The sequence below is a fragment of the Peptoniphilus sp. SGI.035 genome (assembly GCF_050315115.1).
Classification (GTDB): Bacteria; Bacillota; Clostridia; order Tissierellales; family Peptoniphilaceae; genus Peptoniphilus_A.
Map to the genome: position 1 here is coordinate 1 of NZ_JBNPOJ010000003.1, position 25,482 is coordinate 25,482.

A 25,482-nucleotide genomic window follows, 5' to 3' on the forward strand; every position below is an offset into this window, starting at 1 on the left:
TAATCTATTTTATCGAGTATCCCCTTAAAATATGCAATGGCAATGCCATAATTTGTAATGGGGATACTTTTTTCTTTTGCACTTTTTATCCTATTTCTTATATTTTTTGCATTTAACATACAGCCGCCACACTGAATAATCAAATCATAATCTGAAATATTTTCAGGAAAAGCCGATCCACTACTTACGTCAACTTTTAAATTTTCTCCAACCTTTTTGCGAATCATATTTGGTATTTTTATCCTTCCAATGTCTTCTTCTGCTGGAGCATGAGTGCAACATTCGGCGATTAAAATCTTTGAATTTTCATCTAAAGATTTAAGAGCCTCTACTCCCCTTAAATACTCCTCGATGTCGCCCTTCAACTTTGCAAATAAAACTGAAAATGAAGTGAGTTTTACATCTTCCGGTTTCTTTTCATAAACTTCCAAGAAAACCGAAGAATCTGCAATGATTAAGTCCGGCTTTTTATTTAAAATTAAAAGTACATCGGAAAGTTCCTCTAGCTTTACCATCATTACAATCGCATTTCTGTCCAAAAGTTCACGAATTGATTGCACTTGTGGCAAAATCAATCTATTTTTTGGTGCTGCAATATCCTGAGGAATTACAAGTAAGACTAAATCTTTTTCCTTCACCCTTCCATCAAAAAGTTTTTCTTCTTTTTTGGGTTTGAATTTTAAAAGTTCTTCTAAAAATATATCAAAGCCAATTTTCGCAGTTGCAGAAACTTCCACCACGGGAAAATCCCTAAAATTTTCTCTAATTTTTTTAATTTCACCCTCACGCAAAATATCAATTTTATTTATCAATATAATAACGGGCATGTCCTTAAATTTTTTTATCAGCTCTTTTTCCCTTGAATTATCGGTATCAGCCACTACCACAACTGCTATATCAGTCTTTAAAATTACCTCTTCAGTCCTCTTTAGCCTTTTTTCTCCAAGCTCTGTTGTATCAGTTATGCCAGCTGTGTCCATTAAAAGGCAAGGCCCTAAAGATTTTATTTCCATAGATTTGTACACAGGATCAGTTGTAGTTCCCTCTTTATTTGACACAATAGATATATCTCTATTTGCAAAGGCATTTATTACAGAACTCTTCCCCGCATTTACTTTCCCAAAAAAACCAATGTGAATTCTATTTCCCGAATTAGTTTTGTTAAGCTCCATTAAAATCTAAAATCTCTCTTTCCCACAGTTTCCATTTCATTGATGTATTCTGTCGCCCTTTTCTTCACAACTTCATTGGGAATTTTTTTAAGCTCTTCCTCGATTAACTTCTCGCTAAGCCCTTTAGTCCTTTCATTTCCGTAATCTAGCATATATTCCTTTAAAGTCATAAGAGCATTAGGTTGACAACAATTTAAAATTTGACCTGACTTGCAAAGTTTCATAAATCTGTCGCCAGTCCTTCCCGCTCTATAACAAGCTGTACAAAAACTTGGAATGTAACCAAGTTCAATTAACCAGTCTATAACCTCCTCCAAAGTTCTATTGTCGGAAACATCAAACTGTTGTGAATTATCCTCTTCTTTTTCCTCTTCAACATAACCACCAACAGAAGTTTTTGAACCGCCAGAGATTTGACTTACCCCTAGTTGAAGCACACGCTCCCTTACCCTTTTTGACTCTCTTGTAGATATAATCATTCCAGTGTAGGGAACGGAAACCCTTATAAGTGCAACTATTTTTTCAAAAATATCATCGGAAAGTTGATTTTTAAACTCATGAGGGTCAATGTCGTCAGCTGGTTGTATCCTCGGCACAGAAATAGTATGAGGTCCCACTCCAAAAGTCGCTTCCAAATGTTCCGCATGCATTAAAAGTCCCACGAGTTCATATTTATAAGTTTCAAGCCCAAATAAAACTCCCATGCCAACATCGTCTATGCCAGCTTCCATAGCTCTATCCATTGCCTCAGTATGATAATCGTAATTGTGTTTAGGTCCCGTTGGGTGCAGCTCTTCGTAGGATTTTTTGTTGTAAGTTTCTTGGAACAAAATATAAGTTCCAATTCCAGCATCCTTAAGCTTCTTATAATTTTCCACAGTAGTCGCTGCAATATTGACATTGACTCTTCTTATTTGACCATTTTTATGCTTAATAGAATAAATAGTTTTTATAGAATCTAAAACATATTCTATGGGATTGTTCACAGGGTCTTCTCCAAGTTCAATGGCAAGTCTTTTGTGTCCCATGTCTTGAAGAGCAATTACTTCTTTTTTTATCTCTTCTTGAGTTAATTTTTTTCTTCTAATGTTTTTATTTTTTGAGTGGTAGGGACAATAAGTGCAACCATTTATGCAATAATTTGAAAGATAAAGTGGCGCAAAAAGTACAATTCTATTGCCATAATGGTCTTCCTTTATTTTCTTTGCCAATTTATAAATTTCATCTTGTATAGCATCATCTTCACTTAGAAGAAGGACAGCCGCCTCTCTATGACTTAACCCCTTTTCCTTTTTTGCCTTCTCTAGAATTTTTTCAAGCACCTCTCTATTGTTTTTATTTTCTTCAGCAAAAGCAATAGTGTCCATAATCTCATCGTGATTAATAAATTCTTCTGCAACTCTTGAATCTACCTTATACATTTCTGCCTTCTTTCTTTTCTACCTATAATCTCCCCTTGAAGAAGAGATCCTATAACCAATCCTCTTTAATTTATCCTCTAAACCTTTAAAATCATCAGAGTTTTCAACTTGTGTCCCAATTTTATTGTCATAAAGTTTATAATTTTTTCTGAGCTTTTCTGCCCCTACATTTGGCATCAAGACATTTGCCCCTGCTAGTATTCCCTTTTCTCTGCCAAAATCATCAATGCTTCCAAGAGCAGTAGTCGCTGGCAAAAGCAATTTTTCATCTGAAATTCTAATAATAGCGAGCATTTTTAAAACATCGGAAAGCTTTCCCCTTTCATAATTTCTAAAGGGAGTGTCCTGCTGTGGTATGAAAGGCCCAATACCAACCATTTGAGGTTTTAACTTTAAAATAAAATTTAAGTCGTCATATAAATTTTCTAAAATTTGAAAGGGCGAACCAATCATCATTCCACAACCCGTTTGAAATCCCAGTTCCTTTAATTTAAAAATAGAGCTAATCCTATTTTCAAAACTCATGGACTTTGGATGCAGCTTTTCATAATGACTTTTAGAAAAAGTTTCGTGACGAAGAAGATACCTATCAGCACCCATGTCCTTGAGTTCTTCAAAATCGCAAAAATCTCTCTCTCCAAGGGAAAGAGTAATTGCAACATCTCCAAACCTTTCCTTGATTTCTCCAATAATTTTCTTTAGATAGCTAAGAGTATAAAAATCATCCTCGCCACCTTGCATGACAATGGTCTTAATGCCAAGAGAAACAGAATGCTGTGCCAAATTTAAAATTTCTTCCTTGGACAATCTAATTCTCGTAGCATTTTTATTTGCATTTCTAAGACCACAATAAAAGCAATTATTTTTGCAATAAGTGCTTATCTCTATTAGACCTCTTATGTAGATTTCCCTGCCAAAGTTTTTTACTGCCAAATTTCTCGCAAAGGCGTAAAGCTCTTCTGCATCTTCATCCTTTAAATTCATCAAAAAAGAAAAATCATCAAAGGAAATATTTTTAGTTTTATAAAAGTTTTTGCAAATTTCTTGTATTTTTTCCATAATATCCTATCTTGGTTAAAAAGTTCACAATCTATTATAATACTTATAAAATTAATATCAAGTAAATAGCACAAATTTATTAAATTACATTTTTTTAATGCATTATAAAAAAATTTTGAAATAAAAAAATAAAAATTGCAAAGCATGGCATTAAAAAACATTGATTGACTTCAACCAATGTTTTTTTATTTTATTCACTTTCTTTAAAACCTTCGTATAAGTTTCCTTCTTCTTCGTCAATGTATTTTTGTGCATTCATAGCTGCAACTGCACCGTCGCCCGCAGCATTTATAACTTGACGGACACTTTTCTTTCTAATGTCGCCTGCTGCAAAAACTCCTCTAACATTTGTCCTCATCTCGTCGTCAGTCTTGATGTAGCCATCCTCAGTTATTTCAACCTTTCCCTTAAACATTTCAGTCTTAGGAATATATCCTATGAATACAAAAATTCCAAAGGGTTCATCAGATTTAATTGACCTTTCTTCGCCAGTTTTAGTGTCCTTTAAAATCATTTCAGTGACAATTTTGTCGCCCCTTATTTCCTTAACAGTTGAATTCCAAATAAAATCAATTTTTTCATTATTAAAAGCCTTTTCTTGAAGAGCCTTTGTCGCTCTAAGCTCATCCCTTCTGTGAATGATGTAAACTTTTTTTGCAAAATTAGTAATAAAAAGTGCCTCTTGAATAGCAGAGTCCCCTCCACCAACTACATAGACAGTTTCATCTTCATAAAAAGCAGCATCACAAGTAGAACAATAGCTTACGCCACGTCCCTTGTATTCTTTTTCGCCAGGCGCACCAATTTCTCGTGGAGAAGCACCTGTGGCAATAATAATTGCCTTTGCCTCATAAGTGTCGATGTAACCCTTAATCTTTTTAACTTCGCCTTCTAGTTCAATGTCTACAACCTCGTCCATGACAATTTTTGCACCAAACTTTTTAGCTTGGTCAGCCATTCTCTTTCCAAGTTCAACACCAGTAATAGAATCGATGCCCGGATAATTTTCCACATTAGTAGTTTCAGCTATTTGACCGCCTTCGATTCCCTTTTCTATAATTAAAGTTTTCTTTTTACTTCTCGCTGCATAAAGACCTGCAGATAAACCTGCTGGGCCTCCGCCAATTATAATAATATCGTACATTATATCCCTCCGTTAGATTTATTATACCCAAAATAATTTTTTTGTATATAATAGAAATAGGTGATCACATGGATTTTAAAATAAATTTATCAAATACATACTTTTTGACAATAAATATTTTACTAATACTTTTGTCCTTTATTATGAGTTATCTCCTCATGAAGAGAAAAAATGAAATGCCAAAAAATAAAAACATGGACCTTGAGTTTTACGAGAAGGGCTACCTATACAAAGGACCTAATTTTATTTACAACACAATTATCGCAATGATAGTAAAAGCTTGCGGAAGTGGCAATTTAGAAATCGAAAAAAATTTTTATAAAAATAAAAAAGGAGAAGAAAAAGTAGAATTTAAACTAAAAAATGTAAACTTCCCTGCCCTAGATTCCGCAGAAAAAAAACTTTTTGACATACTTTTATCCTTTGGCGAGGGCGAAGTTTCAACGAGAACTCTGGACAAACTTAGAAGAAAAGAACCCGATGATTACAACAAAAAATTTAACGACTTCTTGAGCTTTTTAGAAGATGAAATGGTGGCAAAAAAACTTTTTACAAGAGAAAAGAAAACCTTTAAAATTCTCCTTTCCTTTGTAATCTTCTCCCTATTATTTTTCTTTGGCGTAATCACAGTGTATAACGAAAACTTTTTTGGAATAGCAAGCATAATTCTATCCCTATTTTTTTACGCAACATTAATAATAAGCTTCTCCAAAATGACTGAACTAGGCAATAAAAAATTTAGAGAACTAGAAAAAGTAGAAAAGAAACTGCTAAATTGCAATGGAGATACAGAAGAAGAATTTCTCCTCGCCCTATGCTTTGGACTAAAAAAAGAAAATATAAAAATAATTTATGAAAACTTTATAGAAAAAACAAATACCAAAGACTACTGCCCAATATTTTTTGACCCTAACTTTTACAAAACCTTTAAGACAGCACTAGTTGGCGACCACCTATTAGTTAGAAATTAAATAAAATAGAAAGCCTTAATTTTGCACAAAAAAATAAGGCTTTCGCCTATGTAAAAAATTTAATCAAATAATTTAATTAAATTAATAAGCAAGACCTACTTGCTAAACTTTTCAATAGCATTACTTAACTTCACAATAACTTCCTTTAGTTCCTCCATCTTTTTCTCCAACCTCACTAAGAGATAACAAGAAATAGCAATGGGAAACCCAATATTTGAAATACTAGTCAAAAGATCTTCCATAATTAAAGTTCCTTTTCAGTTCTAGTAATTATAGAAGCGCCATTAAAAGTTTTCACAAAACCTTGCTTGCCATTGATGAGATTATTATTAGTAATAATATCTCCAACATTCTTTACATCCTCTTTTGTAACCCTTTCCCTAGGATTTAAAACAGAAATATTGTAAGGATTGCCACCCTCATCAGCAAAGGCAATTCTAAGTGTCATTGTACTTTTCATAAAAATTCTCCTTTCTTAATAAATCAAAAAATTAAACTTCCTCATTAAAAACTTCTTCAGTAATCTTAGAAGCAGAAGCAAATGTACCATCTACTAAAGAGCCAATACCCTTAGACAAGTTATAAAGAACATCATTAGTAGCTTCAGTATTAATATTTCTAACAGTGATACTTCTCTTCTTCATGCTGCCATCAGCATTAGTGTTAGTATTAACAGTCTTTAACATTGCTTTCTTTTCGCCAACCTTAACTGCCATTATTTTCACCTCCTACTATATATATAGAAAAAATAGTCAAAAGTTGCTATGACAAAATAAAAAAATTTTAAACTACAAACTTTCCTTAAACTCCCACCACTTTTTCCAATTATTATCACTCATAGAACGAGGACAAATCTTGTGGGAAGCATCAAAATGTCGCACGACATGATTCATGGGAATACCATAAAAATTCATGAGGAACCTAATGACAATGCGAGCATTCTCAAGAGCCTTTTCATAATTGCCATCACTATTCACGCAAATTTCCACACCAATGGAATTAGTATTAGTAATGCCATACTTGCCATGACCGTCGCCACAGTGCCACGAAACATTAGTAGTCTCCACAGTCTCCACAATCCTTTTGTCGTCCACAAAATAATGAGCAGAAGCATTTCTATTGCCACCATTAAAATATCTATAATGAGCCATTGCATCAGCACCAGCATTTTTATTACCAGTATCGTGTACCACAATATAGATAGGCTTAACCATGCCCCTTCTCTTAGAAAAATTAAACTTAATAAGTCGCTTCTCGATTAACATAAACACCTCCTAAAAATATTGTAATTGAAAACTAAAATTCTTCCTTACTTATAATAACAAGAGATATAATCACGCATATTTTTAATAGCATTCCTCTTAAGATTGACCACAGTCCACTTAGAAATACCAAGAAAATTAGCAATATCACAAAGACCAAGCCTCTCATAGAAAAAAAGCCTAATCACAGTCTCCTGCCTTGGAGTTAGAGAATCCATAGCCTTCTTCAAGATGCCAAGCCTCTCACGCTCCAAATAGTCGCCCTCAATGTCCACACCAGCGTCAATAGAATTGAAAACATCTAAATTATCTTCCTCATCATCCTTAGCCACCTCGTGAACATCACTATTCACATTCAAAAGATATTTATAAGTGTTGAGATAATAATATTTAAGAGATAATTTTACATACTTTAAAAAAGACCTCTTGTTGTCAAAATCTTCAATGCAGGAAAGCACAACTGCCCTCCCATCAGAATAAAGATCCTCAAACTCACTAAACACTGGGCAATAACTTTTGATAGAAGATCTAATTAGAGGCTCTAGCATATCTAATACCTTTACCTTTGACCTCTCTTCGCCTACAAGGGCAGACCTCAAAACTCTGTTAAAATCTTTATAATCATTCATCATAGCTCCCTCCTATTTGTTCTATGATGTAATTATAATTCTTTTGTTTTTCTTTGTCAAACATATATTTAAACTTATTTTTAAATTTCTTTATTTTTAAATAAAAATATTTTTTAAAAAAATAAATACAGGTAAATGCAAAGGGTTTATGTTAATAAAATGTGTAAAATATTGAAATTAATGTGTAATACTTGTATAATTGCATTGAGAGGTGATGAAATGAGCAAAGTTAATTTGACAATAAGCATTGACGATAAAGATAAAGAGTCCTTTAACAAATTAGTTGCAGAAATTGGGATAAATACATCTTCGGCAATAAATATGTTTATAAAACAATCTATAAGAGAACAAAGACTGCCCTTAAATTTATCGCTAAATGAGAAAGAGAAAAATTTTATAGACACAGAAAAAGTTTCTGAAAAAATTATGGATAAGTATGATTTTGCCTTTAAGGAATTAGCAAAATGAGTATAAGAGCAAACTACAATTCATTGTTTTATCCAAGACTATATCAATAAAGTTACAATAATATTAGACCCTACCTAAATAATAAAAATATGTAAAAAAAGAAAAACCCGAAGTTTCCTTCGAGTTTTTTCTTTTATTTAACATTTAGACTAATTATTTAAAAATAACTGTATAAGTGTCAGTTGTTTTAACATCACCTTTTTCAAGATAAACAGTAATATCTACTTTTTTACCCTTTGCATCTTTAAGTGTAAAATCAGTATTTCCTGCAATTAGTTCTTGACCAAAGTTAGCAGCAACGATAGTTTTTAAATCATTTGTAGTTAAATCTTTTGTTGGTATTTTAGCTTGATCCCCAATTTTGAAAGCTACAAGATTGTGGTTATCTATTAAATCTTTTAAAGCAACCATAGCTCCTGTTCCCTTAATGTCTTTAATACCTTTTGTATCATCCTTAATTGTTACAGTAGCTGTTTTATCAGCAGCATTATATTCAACTGTTGCAACATCATTAGGTGCTGTTATATTAGCATCTTTAACAGCCTTAGCTACTTCATCTCTAAGAGCTTTTTCATCAACATTTTTCTTAGCTTTTTCAATTAAAAGTTGATCTTCATTGTTTAATTTAATATCAGTTGCAATGAATTCACCTTTGTAATTTCTTTCGAATACTTTGAAAGCAATTTTTTGACCTTCAAAACCTTTAAGAGCTTCTGCTTCTTCATTTGTAATTACATAAGTTGCATATCCATATCTGTCAGCTTCGTCAAATAGGTTGTAGTCTAATCTAACTAACATGTATTTTTCATTGCCTACTGTCTTAACGCTTTCTAATTTTCCAACTCTTTGAGATTTATCAGCTACTGGAAGAATTCCTACGATAGAATCTCTAGGTTTTACATCACCAAGAAGTGAAATAATTTCAGCAACATTGCTGTTTTTGTTTTCTACTTTAAATTGGATAGCATTGCCAACTTCAAGTTTACCATATCTCTTAGCAGAGAAAATGTCAGCATCTCTAATATCAAGAGTTGTTCTTGCACCATTTATATCTTCAATTCTGATGAATTTCTTATCAGAGTCAACTTCTATAATCTTAACGATTGGGAAATCTTTTGAAGAGTGGTCAATTAGAGTCTTGTAGAAAGATCCTGCTCTTACATCATCAAGTTCGATAACATCAAATTTATCGCCATATTCTAATGGGAATCTTGAAGTATCATTTACATTGTTTCTATCAATTATTGTACCGTCTGTTTTTTCAATAGTTGTTATAAAGTTAGAACCAGAAGTTTCAAGTACTCTGTATTTTTCACCTTTAAATGATTTATTTACAAGGTTAAATACTACAACTTTTGCAGTGTTTCTGTCAGCATCATCATATTTGATAGCTTTCCAGTTTCTGTCAAGTCCATCAGTATCAAATCCAGCGTATACATCAACGATTCTGTAGTTATCGTAGTTTTTATATCCAAGAAGTGCAAGTGCTTCATTTACATTAGCAACTTTCTTCATGATATTATTACCAGGGTTAGCTACATAGAATTCAGTTTTATCGTTAATTTTTAGTGTAACAGTGTTTGCATTATTCTTAGTTTTAACATTGTGGAAAGTAATCTTGTTAGCATCTACTCTGCTTTCGTTTTTGAAACCAATAGTAGCATAAGCTTCATTGTCTAATACAACTTGTTTGTCATTAGAAGGATTTTTAGCACCCTTAGCGTCAAACCATCTTGTTTCTACAGTGTTATCAGCAACACCTCTCCATACAGTGTTATTATATGAAACTGATGCTGGAGCATTGTTTCTAGCAAGTTCTGCTGGGTTACCAAGTTCAATAATGTGAGTTACTTCGTTTTTGTCATTAGTAAGAATTCTTACTAGAGAACCTAAATAGAAATCAGTAGCTTTTAGGTTAAGTGAGCTTAATTTTTGAATTTGTTGTCTATTTGCATCATTACCAGTTACAAATACTGTATCTCCAGTAACCTTGTATTCCATTTTAGAATCTTGGTTAAGTTGAAGAACGTCTTTAGTTAAATTAGAGATAATACCTCTAGTTTCGTTAGCAGGTACTCTCTTGAATTCTTGCATTTTGTATAGAGCATTGTAAACCATTGTGAATGCATCTGCTCTATTAGCTGCTTTGTTAGAATCAGCGATTGTTACATCGTCAAGAATTCCAAGTTCAGCTGCCCAAGTCATCCAAGAAGATGCCCATTTAGCATTTTTAACCATGTCAGCTGTTAGGTCTTTTTTAGCAAGAACTACTAACATTTTAGCTAATTCAGCATAAGTTACGTCGTTTTCAGGTTTGAATGATCCGTCAGGATATCCAGCTAGCATTGCAATTCCGTTAGCATCAGATGGTACAGTAGTTCCAACTGTGATAACTCCGTTTGCCCAGTGCTTAGCATCTACGTCAGAGTAGATTTTCATTGATCCTTGTAGTTGTTTAGATAATTCTTCATTACCATTAGCTAGTACAAGTAATCTTGTGATTTCGGATCTCTTGATATTTTTATCAAGTCCGTAAGTTCCATCTTCGTAGCCTTCAACAAGTTTTTTGTCGATAATGTATTGGATTTTATTATCTTTTCCAACTACTTTTTCAACTTTTTCTCCAGCTTCAGCTTTTTTAGCTTCTGGCTTTGTTGTTGTTTCAGCGGCGAAGACACTTGTGAATGTTCCTAGTACCATTACTAGTGCTAGTACTAGAGAAATAATTTTTTTGTTCATTTGTCTTTCGACCTCCTTAAAAATTTTGTAGATTCTACAAAAGTCTCAAACTTTTGTCGCCGAGACTGAACAATCTCGACTTAGAGGTGACAAATAAATATCGCCTTATTCCGACTTTATTAAATTGTCATGTTCCTCTTATGTTTCTATTATACACTAGAAATTTCCTTTGTAAAATTACAATTCCATTACATAAATCAAGTGCGTGATATTTTTTTGAAATATTTATGTAATATTGATTTTGCTTTAGTTATTTTTAGTGCTAATAGAAAAGGGTCTTGCGACCGTAAGTAAAATTATAACAAAAGGGCTGTTTTTTTGCAATTCATTTTTTGTCGTGGTGCATTTTGCCCGTTTTTTTAATATTTTCTTCTTTTATTTTTTATTTTATTTTGCATTTCATAAAAAAAGATACCCTAAGGTACCTTTTTTGATTTTAAATTATCTCTTGGCAAGTTCTCCGTCAAAGATATATAGTCCTGCCCAATTTTCATCTATTCTTTCTAGTCTTTCGATTATTCCTCTGAAGTTATCTTCTTCTTCAACTTGTTCGTCAATATACCATTGTAGAAGTGATGTTACTCTGCGGTCCTTTTCTTCTAGTGATAGGTCTACAAGTTCGTTTATTCTTCTTGTTACTTCTTGTTCATGTTCATAAGCTGCTTTAAATGTTTCTGTGAAGTTTCCAAATTCTACTTGTGGTTTTTCTATTCCTTCAAGTTCTGGTCTTGAGCCTATTTCAAATAAGAATTGTCTCAATTTTTCTGCGTGTGTAAATTCTTCTTCTGCTTGTTTGTTGAAGAAGTGAGCAAATCCGTCCATGCCCTTGTCTTTCATATAGTTTGCCATTGAATAGTAAATATATCCTGAGGATATTTCAAAGTTATATTGTTCGTTTATTTTTTTTATTAGTTTTCCCATAATAAAACCTCCCATGATTTTATTTTTGTAACTTTTGCTATGCTTATATTTAAAGCATCTTTACTCATACTTTTATGTTACCCTCATTTTTCCTTTTGAAACAACTAATTGGAAATTCCCAAGTTGTCTATTGATATTTTTGTGTTGTCTTTGATTTGAAATTCTATTTTATTTATTTCTTCTATATTTAACTTGTCATTTTTCTTTTTAAAGTCTTCCATTGGGATTAAAACTGTTTGGGGGCTGTATCTATCTACATAATCACCTGTGAGATAATCTGTTTTGTAGATAAAAGATTTTGTCATTGGCGTCAAGTTTTTATATTTTGATAAGTTTAGCGAAGCGGCATTGCCCCAAGTGTCTTGAATTTCTATATCTACTGAATCTGAATTGTCTATATAGTTTAAATTTTCTATGTCAAATTGCAAAAATTTTCCAGTTGGTATTTTTTCTGTAAATCTCATCCCATAACTTGATTTTTCTTTGCTATCTAAGAAAACTGCTGTGGTGTTGGAATAGCTTTCGCCATATTCGTGGCTGTCTTCATAAATGTCATTTAAGTTGTCAAAATTTATTATCCCGCCCTTTATCGATGTGGTTGTCAAGTCATAGTCTTCTTCAAAGTCTGCGATTTTCATAAAGGTTGAATCCATATATCTATTGTAGTAATTTGTCTTTGGCAAGTCGCCGTAATCTTTTGAACCTTCTCTAAAGATTTCTCTGTTGTAACTTTTTTCAAAGGCGTTTTCTAAAAAATTTAGAGTGTATATAGAAAGAATTTCTCTTTGGTCATCTCCGTCTAAAAGTTCTTTTCCATTTAAGAAAAATCCTTCCGCAGGGTCTATGTCGCTGTCGCCCCAAAGTGAATTAAAGTTGCCATGATTTGCATAGCCGAGATATATTGCCGATTTAAAGTTGTCCTTTTCTCCCGAAAAAAATACATTGTCGTAGAGCAACATCCCTTCGAAGCCATCTACGTCAGCATCGTCGCTGCCGCCAATTGTAAGATAATCTACGTCTTTTAAAACTATGCTCTTGTCTGATGGTTCGTATTGGTCGTAAGTTGGAGAAACTGTGATTATACCCTTGATGTTAAAGTTATATTTGTGAGAAATATTTCCATCGTCGGGATGAAAATTTAGTTGGTTAAAGTTGTAGGCGATTGCTGCCGCTTCTCCGCCACGAGAATGTCCAAGTAGTGCGATGTTTTGTGGGTCAAATCTATTGTATAGCAGGCTATCTTTTGTTTTATTTCTCCATAAAATATTTTTTATGTTTTCAAGTAAGAGGACTGCTCTTGCGTCATTTTCGTTGGAAAGTCCAAACTTAAAAAATCCATTTAACATATTTTGGTCCACAGATACTACTGCAATGCCCCTCTCTGCGAGGTAATGTCCCAGATAATCGTAGCCTAAATAATTTTTAGTTGTAAATCTGTGATTGCCATGGACTACAAATAAAAGTGGCGCTCTCGCCAAATTTTTTGGTGCGTAAATTCTGCCCTTAACTTCTGTTTCTTTTAAAGTTTTTCCAAATAACTTATCTCTAACTTTTTTTGTGTTGCCGCTATAATTTACGTAATCACGCAAATTTACGGGGTTTCCCTCGTAATCTATTACTTCAACTTTATATTTTGCTGGTTTTGATGCAATTTTATTTTTTTCGCCATTTAATTCATAGACTTCTCTGCTGTCAAATCCTGGGAAAAACATAAAATAAAGTGATGCAAGGATTATAATCATGCTTGGCATTAAAAATAATAGTGCTTTTTTCTTTTTATTTTTTGTAAAACTAATTAGGGACTTTGAAAAAGCAAGGATCACTAAAAAAGCTACTGCAATAAATATTATTTCAAAGTGTTCTAGGTCCACATAGTATAGACATTGGTCGTAAAAATATTTTATCCCCCAAATTAATATTGCATATAAAGCAAGATTTTTCGTCCTAATTCTTTTTAATAGGATAAATATAATTTTAAGTAAAAATTCCGCTAAATTGTAAAAAACAAAAAATAAAGAAGCAAATATTATAAAGGCTAGTGCCTTTGGTATGTTAAAGTCTTCTATGTAGTAATAGAAAAACATAGCTGAAAATAAAGACATTATAGCAATGACTATAAGTCTAAACCCTCTTGCTCTTCCAAAATGTTTTTTGAAAAAATTATTTATTTTGTTTGATATCTTTATTAAAAAATTATTTATTTTCATAATAATAGGATAAGCATCGCTTATCCTTAATCCCTCTCTAATTCTACAAGTTCACTTTCGTCGTATTCTTCTACATTAAGTGATACTGATTCATTTATAAAAGTTTTGTTAAACTCGCGAGTTCGTTTTATTTCATCGAGTTCTAAATAGGTTGTTTCTTTTTCGTCTTCAAATTCATACATAACTTTCACAAGTTCTTGTATTGTGTAAGTGGAAACTACTGTCGCCTTGCCTCTACTTGTCTTTACAATTTCGCCTGCTCTTGGCATTTTCTTGTTAATACATTCGTAACCTTCTTGTTCGTATTTTAGGCAACACATAAGCCTGCCGCAAATTCCAGAAATTTTGGTAGGGTTCAAACTTAAATTTTGGTCCTTTGCCATTTTTATTGAAACTGGCGAAAATTCGCTTAAAAATGTGGAGCAACAAGTTGGTCTGCCACAACATCCAAGTCCACCGACGAATTTTGCTTGGTCACGAACTCCAATTTGTCTAAGTTCAATTCTAGTTTTAAAAATTGAGGCGAGATCTCTTACTAATTCTCTAAAGTCCACTCTGCCCTCTGATGTGAAGTAAAACAATAATTTTGAGCGGTCAAAGGTGTATTCGCAGGAAATTAATTTCATATCGAGTCCATGTTCTGCTACCTTTTGTTCACATATTATAATTGCTTCTTTTGCTTTATTTCTATTTTCCACATTGATATTTTTATCTTCTTGATTTGCAACTCGTATTACTGGTTTAAGTTCGCCCTTAATGCTTTCTTCTTCTACTTTTTTTAAAAGTTTTACTGCGCCAAATTCGAGTCCACGCACAGTTTCTACTATTACATAATCGCCAATTTTTAAATCTATATCAATGGGATCAAAATAATAGATTTTGCCAGTTCTTTTAAATCTAATTCCAGCTATTTCTATCATCTAATTCCCCCTAATTCAATTAAAAGTGTTTCTACATTTAAGTCAAAATTTATATTCTTCTCTTGACGCTCAAGTGCCTTTATAATTGCGTCATAGGATTTTATTACTTGCGATACACTGACGTCTTCTAATTTTAATAAATCTATTTTGTCTATGTTTGCAATTTTTTCTTCTCTGCCATTTTTTATATATATTAAGTCCATATACCATGTGAGCATAAAGTTCAAAATATTTTCAAAATCTTCTTTATTGTCCTTGAAAAAATTTATCTCGTCAAAAATAAATTCTGTCTTCCTTATAATTTTGTCAATTAATTTTATTACATCTTCTCTCTTTGACAGAAGTTCAGGATCTTCGTAATATCTAAGGGCAAGGCTCACACTCCCATTGGAAAGTCGTGAAAAAAGTTTTGCATTTTTTTCTGTAATATTTTTTTTAATTAAAAAGTCTTCTATTCTATCTCTTGTAACATCAGCAAATTTTAAAATCCTACACCTTGATATGATTGTGGGAAGAATTTTTTTTATGGTGCTTGATATTAATATTAAAATCAAATAATCCTCAGGTTCTTCCAAGGTTTTTAAAAGTGTATTTTGTCCTTCTACTGTAACTTTGTCAAAATCGTCTATGATTACAATTTTGTGGCTACTGTTATAGGGTTTTGAGAAAGAATTTTCGATTATTTCTTCAATTTCTTCTTTTTTTATTATGCTTTTGCCCTTTACTATAAAAAGGTCGGAGTCTTCATATTCTTTTATTCCGCTAAAAAATCTAAGGGCTTCGCTATTGTCCTTTAATATTGCTCTTGCAAAATTTTTCGCATGAGAAAACTTTCCTATTCCCTTTGAGCCGCAAAAAAGATATGCGTGGCTATAAGATTTGTTTTGTAAATCTCTTTCTAAGCTATTTATTATTTCTGAGTTTTCTAAAAACATTAAATTCTCTTTGAATCTTCCAAGTCAACTACAAATATTGTGGCTCCAGAAACTTTGAAGTCCCCTTCTTTAATGTGAATGTCTTCGGGTTCAGTTAGCTCTTTAAAAATTGCGTAAATCCTATCGAGTTCACTTTCTTCACAACCTAACAAAAGTGTGGTATTGCCCGATTTGAAGAAACCGCCTGTTGAACTTAGTCTTGTAACATATATGTCTTCGTCTAAAAATTTATCTATTAGTGCATCTGTGTATTTCTCTTGCACTATTGCTATAATCATTTTCATAATATCACCTAAAACTTTTTAAAATCAAATACATCGACTACAAAAATTGTCGCTCCACCAACTTTTACGCTTATTGGCACTGGAATCATAGCTTGACCTGGAATATTAATTGGTTGGATAGTTCTTTTTACTTCTCTTGTCTTTGAATTTTCTTCTAAAATTTTCATAAACTTATCCTTGTCTTCGTCGTCAATCCCTGAAATAATTGTAACATTCCCAGATTTTAAAAATCCGCCAGTGGAACTTACTTTTGTAACTTTAAAATTATTCTTGTTAAGAGTTTTTATTAAATTTTCGCTATCTTCATCTTGAACTATTGCGATTACAAGTTTCACACAACCATCCTCTCTTTTAGAACTTTCATGCAGTCGCAAAAAACTTCTTCTATACTTTTATTTACATCTATAAAATAATAATTGTCCTCTTTTTCTAAATTGTTGTAGTAGTCGCGAACTTTTTTATGAAATTCGTCGGGTTCTCTCTCTAATCTGTCATAGCAGGATTTGTCTTTTCTGTGAAGAGTTACTCCCCTACTTCTAAATATAAATACAATGTCGGGTTTTATCCTTCCCGTTGCAAAATTATTTATGCTTAAAATGTCTTCTAGTTTTTGTCCCCTTGCGTATCCTTGATAGGCTAGGGATGAAAGGACATATCTTTCGCAGAGAACTGTAATTCCGCTTTTTAAGGCGGGAATTATTTTTTCGTAAGTGTGTTGGGCTCGTGATGCAGAATATAAAAGTGCCTCTGTCCTCATGTCCATTTCACTTAAATCTTTGTCTAAAATAATTTCTCTTATTTTTTCAGAAATTCTAGTGCCGCCTGGTTCTCTAGTCTTTATTGTTTTTACTTTGTTCTTTAAAAGTTCTTCATAAATTAAATTGCAAATTGTTGATTTTCCAGACCCGTCTGGCCCTTCAAATGTAATAAATGTGCTCATTTAACTACCTCAATTTTATCTTCGTGAAGTCCTATTATTTCAATTCCTTCGTTTAAATATCTGTCTATACTTTCTATAATTTTAGGGTCAATGACCTCGCCAAAACTCACTAATGGTACTCCTGGTGGATAGGCTGCTATTATCTCTTTAGAAATTCTGCCCTTTGCCTCTTTATATGAAAGGTATTCGCCTCTCGCTAAAAATGCTTCCCTTGGCATCATTTTTCTCTTTGGAATTTCAAATTTTAGTGGCAAAATCTCTTTAAAGTCATTGTTATCGTAACTTAAAATTGCATCTCTTAATTTTTCTATTTCACCTTTAGAATTTATTGGAGAAATTAGGGCAAGGGCGTAGTATAAATCGCCCATTTCAAGTCTAATGTTTTTGTTTTTTAAAAAGTCTTTTAGGATTTCTTCGCCGCTCATATTTCCAATTCTAAATAAAAATTTCATTGGGTCTAATGCTATTATAGAGTCGTGGCTTAGATCTAAATTATAATTTATTTCTCTTTTTAGATTTTTAATATCTTCTATTCTATTTTTTAGTTCAATTCTTCCAACTTCGTCCATGTATTTTAATCCTGCTTCAATGGAAAGCATAAATAAATAGGATGGCGAAGTGCTGTTATAAATATTTATAAATTTTAAAAGTTCATCGTGAGAAAATCTATCTGTCCCTCTGTGAATTAGTGCAGTCTGTGTAAGCGAAGGTATCATCTTGTGCGTTGAATTTACAACTAAGTCAGCGCCTGCATCTATTGCAGAATATTTTTTTAAGTCTGAAAAGTATAAATGTGCTCCATGGGCTTCGTCTACAATCACTGCGATATTATTGTCGTGCAAAATTTTTATTATTTCTTTTAATTTTAAAATTCCGCCAAAATAATTTGGACTTACAAGGACGCAAGCTTTGATATTATTTTTTTTGATTTTATCCCTTAGTTCTTCTTGGTCTATTCCAAAATACATGGCACGCTTTTCGTCGTAAATTGTATTTAAGTAAATTGGGTCTAAATCATTTAAAATAAGGGCGTTGTAAATGGACTTATGTGCATTTCTCTGTATTAAAATTTTATCTCCAGGAGATGTAGCCATAGAAATTGCAATGTGAAGTGCTCCAGTAGAACCATTTGTCGTCATAAAGGATTCTTTTGAGCCAAATAATTTTTTTATCTCTAAGTGCAAGTCCCTTATTGCTCCCTTTGGATTTAGGAGATTATCTGTGTATAATATCTCTGTCAAATCACTTTTTATGTTCAAGTCAAAAAAGTCCTTGCCCTTGTGGCCTGGCATGCCAAAAGAGATTGCATCTTTAATTTTGTCGATTTCATTTTTTAAAGGGCTTTTCATCTTTTCTCCTCAACTTTCCTTAATTATACTATAATTTTTAATCATTTAAAAGTTAGCCCTTTTTATAAAAATCTCCTTTAATGGAAACTTCGCCACTTGAAAGGGTAATTTTTTCTTCTCCAGTGTCTACTATTAAATTTCCCTTTTCGTTTATGTCGATTCCCCTTGCGGAATATTTTTTGCCATTTAATTCAAAGGATAGTTCTTTTCCAATTACTAGTGAATGTTTTTTGTAATAATCTATGACTTCTTCGTCTTTCTTTTTATAATTATTTTCATAAAAGGCGTTTAAGATGCTAGATAAAATTTCATTTCTTATGGCATCAGTTTCGATGTAGCCTGCAATGTCCTTTAAATCTTTGAAACTATTGTCCTTTGGTTTGTTTACATTTATTCCTATTCCAACAATTACTGATTTGACGCTTCTTGATTCAAAATCTGCATCGAGTTCTGATAAAATGCCACAAATCTTTTTTCCCTTCAAAAATAAATCATTGACCCATTTTATTTGAGGTTCTTTGTCCGTAGATTCTTTTATCCCTTGAAGAGCGGAAACTGCTGCTTTAACTGTAATTAAATCAAAGAAGGAAAAATCAAAAAATTCCTTTGGATGTAAAATTATGCTAAAGTAAATTCCACTTCCCTTTGGCGATTCAAAAGTTTTGCCCGTCCTTCCACGACCTCCCTTTTGCATATCTGATACAATTACAGTAAAATCCTTGACATCGCTGGAATATAATCTTCGCTTTGCTTCGGTGTTAGTTGAATCAATTTCGTCAAATACAATTATGTCTATGTCCTTTAATTCTTCACGAAGTCCCTTTCTTATTCCTTCTTCAGATAATTTGTCATCTGTTTCTAAAAGTTTGTAGCCAAGTTTCGTTTGGGATTCAATTTGAAATCCACTTTTCTTTAAATTATTTATTGCCTTCCAAATTGCTGTCCTTGAAATATTTAATTTTTCTGCCAATTCTTGACCAGAAATATAATTTGCTCTGTTTTTTTCTAATTCTCTTAATACAATATCCTTAGTTTTCAATATATCACCTTCTTGACATTTTTATAAATCTACTGTAAAATAACTTTCTAGGTTATGGAGAGATGTCCGAGTGGCTGAAGGAGCCCGCCTGGAAAGCGAGTATACATGAAAATGTATCGGGGGTTCGAATCCCCCTCTCTCCGCCATCGCCATGCTAAGCGGGAAATTAGCGATGTCCTGTACCTGCAATTCGCTACAGCAGGGCCGAATTCCCTATCTAGGATTTTAATTTTATCGCCTGCCCCATATAAGTGGTGTTGATGATTGGGTCCTGCGCAACAGAAACTTATGAACCGTGTCAGATCTTGATCGAAGCAGCACTAAGTAAGATCTTTTGTGTGCCGCAAGGGTCGCCTAATTTGAGCTAACTGTATGGGTAACGGATGAGGTTAACTTTCGACATAGGGTGCATGGCTACATATTAGTCCCATTTATTTGGGACTTTTTTTATTTTCCTTTTTAGTTTTGATACATTTAAGATTTCTCCATCCTTTAAAACATTTTTTTCTCTCAAATATTTTTCACTTCTTGAATAAAATTCTCTCTTTGAATTTGTTACATAAAAATAATCTCTTATGTAATTTTCCTTTTTATATTCATAATCCTCTAAAATAGCATCTGTATTTGAAAAAACTTCTATTCCATTAAAATATTTTTTGAAAAAATCCTTCTTCAGATGAAGTCCACTTGACGCCAAAAAAATTAAATCGTAGTCAGTAAAATCAAAATCTTGAAAATATTCTCCACAAATTTTTTTTACAATTTCATCTGCTATCCCATCATTTGAGGCATTTATAAGGAGGGGTACATTTAGGTACTTTACATAAGACTTCGTGAAATTATCTAAAGTTTTTTCTTCTGAAGTAAGTTTTGATGAAAGGCATAAGATTTTTCTGTCGATAAATTTATTTTTTAGAGATTTTTCTCCAAATTCTGCATTTTTAAAATCTTTAAAATAATTTATGGCGTCAAAATCCATGACATAAACCTTTTTGTCCTTTTTAAAAAATTTTTTTATATATTCAATTCTCTCATTTACAGCGTCCCTTTTGTAAAGCCCATAGTATTCAAACTTGTCGTCAATATAATAATTTAAAAAGTCGCGATGTTCTTGGTATAGACCTACAATGCCAGGTCCTGTGTCAAAAACTGCCAAAGCCTTCACCTACTCTCACTTTATATGTATATCTGTAAATTTTACTAAAATAAAAATATGCCTCTTCTAAAGATTTTTTGTCTTCAAATATTCCAAAGATGGTAGCACCGCTTCCACTCATTAGTGCCGCAGAGTTAAATTCAATTAATTTATTTTTAATCTCCAATAAATCTCTGTGCATATTAAAAACTACATCTTCCATTTTATTTCTTAGAAGAAAATTTAGTTTATCAATGTCTAATTTATAAATTGCATCTAAAATTTTGTGAAAATCAATTCGCTCATCATCTATCTTTATTTTGTTGTAGGCGTCCTTTGTTGAAATGCCATAACCTGGATTTATGATTAATATATTTTCAAGATATATTGGTCTTATATCTTCTAAAATATCACCAATGCCGCTGGCAATTTTTGTTCCACCAGTCATCATATATGTAAAATCTGCTCCAAGACTTTTTGACATCTCTATTAGCTCATCTTTAGAAAAATTTAAGTCATATAATTCGTTTAAGGCGTAAAAAGTAGCTGCACCATTGGATGTGCCGCCAGCAAGCCCTGCTGCGATTGGAATTTTTTTATTTATCTCAATTTTAAAGGGGATGTCATATCCAACTTTACTTTTTAAGGTTTCGTAAGCTTTGTAAATTAAATTGTCTTTTATATCAAAGTTAAAATCAGTTAATATTTCTACTTTATTGCTTTTTGAAAAACTCATCTCATCGTAAAGATCTGTCATTACCATTAGAGTTTTTATGTCGTGGTATCCATTTTCCCTTTTGCCAATTATGTCTAGTGATAAATTTAACTTTGCATAGGCATTCTTTTTAATCATAATACACCTCAAATTAATTATAATTCATAATTTATTTTTTTGCATCAATGTATATTAAGGCTTTTTGCTTTATTTAGATTTTATTATAAAATTTAATCTTCCTTTAAAATTTTCCCATAAATTTAGGCAAAAAAATAAGCTGCCTAAGCAGCTAATATTTTATGAAATCATCTTTGCGTCTTTATAACTTACATCTTCGTCTAAAACTGTAACTTTTACAGTTGATGTAAGTACGTCAGAATATGTGTAACTTGCAGTTACAAGTTCTTCTCCGTTAAAAACTTCAAGTACAAAAAGACTTGGATAAATTGCCTTTAAAACACCCTTGCGAGTAACAATTTTTTTTCTGCCCTTATTGGCACTTACAATAACTTTCTTTCCAATATGATTTTCAAGTTCTTTCTTGATTAATTGCATTTGATTCATTTGACACTCATTCCTTCCAAAGACTTTTAATACTAGATTATTATACTATAAAAATTTAATTCTGTCAAATAAATCTATAATTCTACTCCATATAGTTTTTTTTGTCAATAAAATTTTACCCTAATTTTCAAATATTTTTCACAAAGTTTTATCTTTGCCCTAATATTTTTTATCCAAATATTATTCCACAAAAAATTTTTTATTTTTTACTCAAAAAGCCTTAAGAACTTGTATTTTGTTAAATAAGTCTAGATTTTTCAAGTCAACTATTGTATAATTATGTATTGTTATTAAGTGGATTGGAGGTATTGATGCAAAAAAACAAAAAAGTCATTCTCGGAATGAGTGGCGGCGTGGATTCGTCTGTGTCTGCAATTCTCTTAAAAGAAGCTGGCTATGATGTTACAGCTGTTTTTATGAGAAACTGGGCTGAAGATGACGGAATGTGTACGGCAAGAGAAGATTACATTGATGTAGTTTCTGTCTGTTCACAACTTGACATAAAATACTTTACTGTCAATTTTGAAAAAGAATATAGAGATAGAGTTTTTTCTTACTTCCTTAGCGAATACAAAAAGGGCAGAACTCCCAATCCAGATGTAATGTGCAATACTGAGATTAAGTTCAAGGCATTCCTCGACTATGCAATGGATTTTGATGCTGATTATATTGCAATGGGTCATTATGCTAGGACAAAAAATGTCAATGGTAAAACTTATCTTTTAAAGGGAGTCGATCCTAATAAGGATCAGTCTTATTTTTTGTCAAGGGTTAGGTCTGATGCACTTGCAAAGACTCTCTTCCCCGTTGGCGATTTAACCAAGGATGAGGTAAGGCACATTGCTAAAAAATATAATCTCTCTACTGCTTCAAAAAAGGATTCTACTGGAATTTGTTTTATTGGCGAAAGAGATTTTAATGAATTTTTAGACCAATTTCTTTTTACTAAGCCTGGCAAAATTGTGGACGAAAAGGGCAATGTAATTGGAGAACATTCTGGTCTTATGCACTACACAATTGGTCAAAGACGTGGAATTGGCATAGGTGGCGTTGGAAGTGGTGAACCCTTCTTCGTTGCCGACAAAGATTTGAAAAATAATCTTTTAATTGTCGCACAGGGAATTAATAATCCAGCTCTCTATAAGGATGAATTTGAAATTGAAGATATTTTTTGGATTACAGAAATTCCTTCTCTTCCCATTGATTTATCTGTTAAAATAAGATATAGGGCAAGCGATGAAGATGCGACTCTTGAAAATAATAATGGTAAATATGTTGTTAAACTGAAAAAATCACTTAAGGGTGTTACACCTGGTCAAGTATGTGTTTTTTATCAAGGCGATGTATGTCTTGGTTCAGGTATTATAAAATAAATTTTGGAGGTATATATGAAATTAGTTTTAAACAAAAGAGATGCAAAGGGCAAAAACAAAGTTGATAAACTTAGAGCTAAGGGTGAAATTCCTGGAGTTCTTTATTCAAAGGGAGAGGAAGCAAAATTAGTATCTGGTCTTGAAAAAGATTTACTTAAAGCTTATTCTGAAGAAGGATATTCAAATATTTTTGAAATCGAAGTTGACGGAGAAACTACTTCTGTTCTTTTCAAAGAAGTTCAAATGCACCACATTAAAAATGCAATGGTTCACTTTGACCTATTTGAAGTTGATATGAACACTGAACTTACTGTTGAAGTTCCTGTTGTTCTTGAAGGTAGAGATGAAGTTAAAGTTCAACCATCTTCATTAATCCAAGTATTAAACGAAGTACAAGTAACTTGTCTTCCAAAATACCTTCCTTCTGAAGCTGTTGTAAATGTTGTTGAAATGCAAATTGGCGATGTTAAAACTGTTGCTGACCTTGACATATATGGCGATGAAAATATTAAAATCGACATCGACGCTGAAGAAACTGTTGCAACTCTTGTTGAACCAACAGAAGAAAAAGAACCTGAAGAAGGAGAAGAAGTTTCTGTAGAAGTTCCTACTGTTGCTGAAACTGAAGAAAAAGCTGAATAATAATTTGTATTTTAAAAGGGCTCTTGAAGCCCTTATTTTTTTATCAATTTTTAATTTTAATTTTGATTTTTATTTTACTCTATAAAAATTTTAAAACTCCTCTTGGGTCCTCTGAAATATTAGCAGTATATTTTTCTAACATCTCTCTGGAACCAGTGCCACATAGTACGCCTAATTTTATGGTGTCCCTTCCAAAAATCATATCCACCTTTGAATCTCCAACAACAATTATTTCATCGTCTTTAAGAGAATACTTCTCCTTAAAAATTTCTAGGCTTTCTGTACTTGGTTTCTTTTTATATAAATCTGCTGCAGCATAAAAATCAATAAATTTATCAAGTTCCAAATACTCCATAGAAAATTTCGCCTGCCTATAATTATCAGAAGTGAAAAGTCCAATAAGAATCCCCCTGCCTTTTAAGTCAGCAAATAAACTTTTTAGGTCGCAGGTTTCTTTTATTTCCTCTTTATTCTTTTTTAAAAATTCCAGTAGAAAATTATCAATGTCTTTGTAGATTTCCTCTTCACTTTCCTCCATGTATTCCGAAAAAATAATCGCCAAATCCTTTATAGTTTCGGATGAAAGAATAGAGTTTTCTTCTACTTCATTATTTTCCACTATGCCAATCTTTTTAAAAAGTTTTTTCTTTGAATCTTCGCTTAAATTTTTTCCCTTTAAAAATTCTAAAATTGAATCCACCCAAATTTCAGAAAATTTAAGTAGCGTCCCATCTTTATCAAATAAAATTGCCTTAATCATAATAATCATTAAATTCCTTTCAGTTTTATCCCTTTATATTATATTTAATTCTATATGAATTTTTTTATTGTGAAAAGCCTTTATGGCAATTTTATTTTAGTTCATCATGCTTTTAGCCTTTTTATGAGTTTATATTTTAAAAAATTTTATTTATTTTCAAACCATTCTTTCATAGTCCTCATAACTTTTCTAAGTTCTTCTTCATTAATTACATAGGGAACCATGGAGTAAATATACTTTATAAAGGGTCTCGCAAAAACTCCTCTTTCATAGGCAAATTCTTGGAAACCTTCAATGTCCTTTCCGTCTTTAACTTCAATACATACACAGCCACCCATTACTCTTACATCTTCTATTTTTTTATGAGTAAAGCCTTCCATTTCTTCTCTTTCAATTTCTTCTATTCTCTTAATCTTGTCCATAAATTTTTCTTCTTCAAAAATTTCTATTGCACGAAGTGAAACAGCACAGGCAAGAGGATTTCCCATAAAAGTAGGACCGTGCATAAGAGCGTGAGTTGGATCATCGTCATAAAAAGCATGGAAAACTTTTTTGTTTGCAACTGTTGCGGCATGGCCAATATATCCGCCAGTTAAGGCCTTGCCTAAAACTATTATATCTGGCAATACTAAATCTGCTACAAATCTGTTTCCAGTTCTTCCAAAACCAGTTGCAACTTCGTCAAATATTAAAAGTACAAGGTAACATCCCCTTTTTCTTGTTAGCTTTTTTTAATATGTTAACATTGCTTTTTTTGCATTTCTTATTTAAAATTTTAGAAATAGATATATTTAATTTTTTATAAATCGAGTAGGACTAATTTAATATCCATC

The 25,482-nt window shown here is 32.1% G+C and carries 28 protein-coding genes, 1 tRNA gene and 1 other RNA gene; 6 read left to right on the top strand and 24 right to left on the bottom strand.

Annotated features, from left to right (window positions below; translation table 11 throughout):
- The 4 genes from hydF to trxB all read right to left on the bottom strand — a co-directional run.
- Positions 1–1,172, bottom strand: a 1,172-nt coding sequence (gene hydF / locus ACQRC6_RS02180) for a [FeFe] hydrogenase H-cluster maturation GTPase HydF (protein ID WP_427847531.1), incomplete at its 3' end; no start/stop codon positions are given.
- On the bottom strand, positions 1,172–2,593 hold the full coding sequence (gene hydG / locus ACQRC6_RS02185) for a [FeFe] hydrogenase H-cluster radical SAM maturase HydG (protein WP_427847532.1): 1,422 nt from the start codon (positions 2,591–2,593) through the stop codon (positions 1,172–1,174). The genes hydF and hydG, both read right to left, overlap by 1 nt.
- Before the next feature lie 18 nt (positions 2,594–2,611).
- On the bottom strand, positions 2,612–3,652 hold the full coding sequence (gene hydE / locus ACQRC6_RS02190) for a [FeFe] hydrogenase H-cluster radical SAM maturase HydE (protein WP_427847533.1): 1,041 nt from the start codon (positions 3,650–3,652) through the stop codon (positions 2,612–2,614).
- 190 nt (positions 3,653–3,842) lie between these two features.
- Entirely contained in the window at positions 3,843–4,796 is a 954-nt protein-coding gene (trxB, locus tag ACQRC6_RS02195) for a thioredoxin-disulfide reductase (protein WP_427847534.1), read from the bottom strand.
- A 68-nt stretch (positions 4,797–4,864) separates the two neighbouring features.
- On the opposite strand from trxB, the gene ACQRC6_RS02200 reads away from it, so the two are divergent.
- Positions 4,865–5,767 (top strand): DUF2207 family protein, encoded by a 903-nt coding sequence (locus tag ACQRC6_RS02200; protein WP_427847535.1) that lies wholly within the window; start codon positions 4,865–4,867, stop codon positions 5,765–5,767.
- A gap of 95 nt (positions 5,768–5,862) precedes the next feature.
- Here ACQRC6_RS02200 and ACQRC6_RS02205 read toward each other — a convergent pair whose 3' ends face one another.
- The 5 genes from ACQRC6_RS02205 to ACQRC6_RS02225 all read right to left on the bottom strand — a co-directional run bounded on the left by ACQRC6_RS02205 (position 5,863) and on the right by ACQRC6_RS02225 (position 7,661).
- Positions 5,863–6,009 carry a YvrJ family protein gene (locus ACQRC6_RS02205; protein WP_427847536.1) on the bottom strand — a complete coding sequence of 49 codons (147 nt, stop codon included), beginning with the start codon at positions 6,007–6,009 and terminating at the stop codon, positions 5,863–5,865.
- 2 nt (positions 6,010–6,011) lie between these two features.
- The gene (locus ACQRC6_RS02210; protein ID WP_427847537.1) at positions 6,012–6,227 is read right to left on the bottom strand and encodes a DUF2922 domain-containing protein; all 216 of its coding nucleotides are present in this window, start codon (positions 6,225–6,227) and stop codon (positions 6,012–6,014) included.
- Between the two features lie 31 nt (positions 6,228–6,258).
- A complete protein-coding gene (locus ACQRC6_RS02215; RefSeq protein WP_427847538.1) occupies positions 6,259–6,483 on the bottom strand; it encodes a hypothetical protein in 225 nt (74 codons plus the stop codon).
- A 72-nt stretch (positions 6,484–6,555) separates the two neighbouring features.
- Positions 6,556–7,032 carry a peptidoglycan recognition protein family protein gene (locus ACQRC6_RS02220; protein WP_427847539.1) on the bottom strand — a complete coding sequence of 159 codons (477 nt, stop codon included), beginning with the start codon at positions 7,030–7,032 and terminating at the stop codon, positions 6,556–6,558.
- Between the two features lie 44 nt (positions 7,033–7,076).
- Entirely contained in the window at positions 7,077–7,661 is a 585-nt protein-coding gene (locus ACQRC6_RS02225) for a sigma-70 family RNA polymerase sigma factor (RefSeq protein WP_427847540.1), read from the bottom strand.
- 216 nt (positions 7,662–7,877) lie between these two features.
- On the opposite strand from ACQRC6_RS02225, the gene ACQRC6_RS02230 reads away from it, so the two are divergent.
- Positions 7,878–8,126: a type II toxin-antitoxin system RelB/DinJ family antitoxin gene (locus ACQRC6_RS02230; protein ID WP_427847541.1), complete on the top strand. Its 249-nt coding sequence runs from the start codon at positions 7,878–7,880 to the stop codon at positions 8,124–8,126.
- A gap of 153 nt (positions 8,127–8,279) precedes the next feature.
- Here the strand turns inward: ACQRC6_RS02230 and ACQRC6_RS02235 are convergent, their stop codons facing one another.
- From ACQRC6_RS02235 to ACQRC6_RS02280, 10 genes are all read right to left on the bottom strand, one after another.
- Positions 8,280–10,865 carry an S-layer homology domain-containing protein gene (locus ACQRC6_RS02235; RefSeq protein WP_427847542.1) on the bottom strand — a complete coding sequence of 862 codons (2,586 nt, stop codon included), beginning with the start codon at positions 10,863–10,865 and terminating at the stop codon, positions 8,280–8,282.
- A 441-nt stretch (positions 10,866–11,306) separates the two neighbouring features.
- Positions 11,307–11,786 carry a ferritin gene (locus ACQRC6_RS02240; RefSeq protein ID WP_427847543.1) on the bottom strand — a complete coding sequence of 160 codons (480 nt, stop codon included), beginning with the start codon at positions 11,784–11,786 and terminating at the stop codon, positions 11,307–11,309.
- A gap of 104 nt (positions 11,787–11,890) precedes the next feature.
- Positions 11,891–13,888, bottom strand: a complete 1,998-nt coding sequence (locus ACQRC6_RS02245) for an MFS transporter (RefSeq protein ID WP_427847544.1) — start codon at positions 13,886–13,888, stop codon at positions 11,891–11,893.
- A 131-nt stretch (positions 13,889–14,019) separates the two neighbouring features.
- Positions 14,020–14,913, bottom strand: coding sequence for a PSP1 domain-containing protein (locus tag ACQRC6_RS02250; protein ID WP_427847545.1), 894 nt, complete (start codon positions 14,911–14,913; stop codon positions 14,020–14,022).
- Positions 14,910–15,848: an ATP-binding protein gene (locus ACQRC6_RS02255; RefSeq protein ID WP_427847546.1), complete on the bottom strand. Its 939-nt coding sequence runs from the start codon at positions 15,846–15,848 to the stop codon at positions 14,910–14,912. Before ACQRC6_RS02255 ends, ACQRC6_RS02250 begins: the two co-directional genes overlap by 4 nt.
- Positions 15,848–16,132 (bottom strand): cyclic-di-AMP receptor, encoded by a 285-nt coding sequence (locus tag ACQRC6_RS02260; RefSeq protein ID WP_293557135.1) that lies wholly within the window; start codon positions 16,130–16,132, stop codon positions 15,848–15,850. Before ACQRC6_RS02260 ends, ACQRC6_RS02255 begins: the two co-directional genes overlap by 1 nt.
- Positions 16,133–16,140: 8 nt before the next feature.
- Positions 16,141–16,467, bottom strand: a complete 327-nt coding sequence (locus tag ACQRC6_RS02265) for a cyclic-di-AMP receptor (RefSeq protein ID WP_293557134.1) — start codon at positions 16,465–16,467, stop codon at positions 16,141–16,143.
- Positions 16,464–17,072, bottom strand: coding sequence for a dTMP kinase (tmk, locus tag ACQRC6_RS02270; protein WP_427847547.1), 609 nt, complete (start codon positions 17,070–17,072; stop codon positions 16,464–16,466). The genes ACQRC6_RS02265 and tmk overlap by 4 nt, the downstream gene beginning before the upstream one ends.
- Entirely contained in the window at positions 17,069–18,421 is a 1,353-nt protein-coding gene (locus tag ACQRC6_RS02275; RefSeq protein ID WP_427847548.1) for an aminotransferase class I/II-fold pyridoxal phosphate-dependent enzyme, read from the bottom strand. Before ACQRC6_RS02275 ends, tmk begins: the two co-directional genes overlap by 4 nt.
- A gap of 52 nt (positions 18,422–18,473) precedes the next feature.
- Complete coding sequence (locus ACQRC6_RS02280) at positions 18,474–19,460, bottom strand: biotin--[acetyl-CoA-carboxylase] ligase (protein WP_427847549.1); 987 nt, start codon at positions 19,458–19,460, stop codon at positions 18,474–18,476.
- A gap of 56 nt (positions 19,461–19,516) precedes the next feature.
- Between ACQRC6_RS02280 and ACQRC6_RS02285 the strand changes: the two genes are divergently transcribed.
- Positions 19,517–19,606 (top strand) — tRNA-Ser (locus tag ACQRC6_RS02285).
- Positions 19,607–19,609: 3 nt separating this feature from the next.
- Positions 19,610–19,874, top strand: an RNA gene (gene ffs / locus ACQRC6_RS02290) — signal recognition particle sRNA large type.
- A 7-nt stretch (positions 19,875–19,881) separates the two neighbouring features.
- On the opposite strand, the gene ACQRC6_RS02295 is transcribed toward ffs, so the two are convergent.
- From ACQRC6_RS02295 to ACQRC6_RS02305, 3 genes are all read right to left on the bottom strand, one after another.
- The gene (locus ACQRC6_RS02295) at positions 19,882–20,625 is read right to left on the bottom strand and encodes a hypothetical protein (RefSeq protein WP_427847550.1); all 744 of its coding nucleotides are present in this window, start codon (positions 20,623–20,625) and stop codon (positions 19,882–19,884) included.
- Complete coding sequence (gene ispE / locus ACQRC6_RS02300) at positions 20,603–21,448, bottom strand: 4-(cytidine 5'-diphospho)-2-C-methyl-D-erythritol kinase (RefSeq protein WP_427847551.1); 846 nt, start codon at positions 21,446–21,448, stop codon at positions 20,603–20,605. The genes ACQRC6_RS02295 and ispE overlap by 23 nt, the downstream gene beginning before the upstream one ends.
- A 159-nt stretch (positions 21,449–21,607) precedes the next feature.
- Positions 21,608–21,874 carry a Veg family protein gene (locus ACQRC6_RS02305; RefSeq protein WP_427847552.1) on the bottom strand — a complete coding sequence of 89 codons (267 nt, stop codon included), beginning with the start codon at positions 21,872–21,874 and terminating at the stop codon, positions 21,608–21,610.
- A 311-nt stretch (positions 21,875–22,185) separates the two neighbouring features.
- Between ACQRC6_RS02305 and mnmA the strand changes: the two genes are divergently transcribed.
- Both mnmA and ACQRC6_RS02315 read left to right on the top strand, forming a co-directional pair.
- Positions 22,186–23,247 carry a tRNA 2-thiouridine(34) synthase MnmA gene (gene mnmA / locus ACQRC6_RS02310; protein ID WP_427847553.1) on the top strand — a complete coding sequence of 354 codons (1,062 nt, stop codon included), beginning with the start codon at positions 22,186–22,188 and terminating at the stop codon, positions 23,245–23,247.
- Positions 23,248–23,262: 15 nt separating this feature from the next.
- Positions 23,263–23,889 carry a 50S ribosomal protein L25 gene (locus tag ACQRC6_RS02315; RefSeq protein ID WP_427847554.1) on the top strand — a complete coding sequence of 209 codons (627 nt, stop codon included), beginning with the start codon at positions 23,263–23,265 and terminating at the stop codon, positions 23,887–23,889.
- Positions 23,890–23,968: 79 nt separating this feature from the next.
- On the opposite strand, the gene ACQRC6_RS02320 is transcribed toward ACQRC6_RS02315, so the two are convergent.
- Both ACQRC6_RS02320 and ACQRC6_RS02325 read right to left on the bottom strand, forming a co-directional pair.
- Positions 23,969–24,658, bottom strand: coding sequence for an HAD family hydrolase (locus ACQRC6_RS02320; protein WP_427847555.1), 690 nt, complete (start codon positions 24,656–24,658; stop codon positions 23,969–23,971).
- Positions 24,659–24,795: 137 nt separating this feature from the next.
- The gene (locus ACQRC6_RS02325; RefSeq protein WP_427847664.1) at positions 24,796–25,338 is read right to left on the bottom strand and encodes an aminotransferase class III-fold pyridoxal phosphate-dependent enzyme; all 543 of its coding nucleotides are present in this window, start codon (positions 25,336–25,338) and stop codon (positions 24,796–24,798) included.
- Positions 25,339–25,482: the final 144 nt, after the last annotated feature.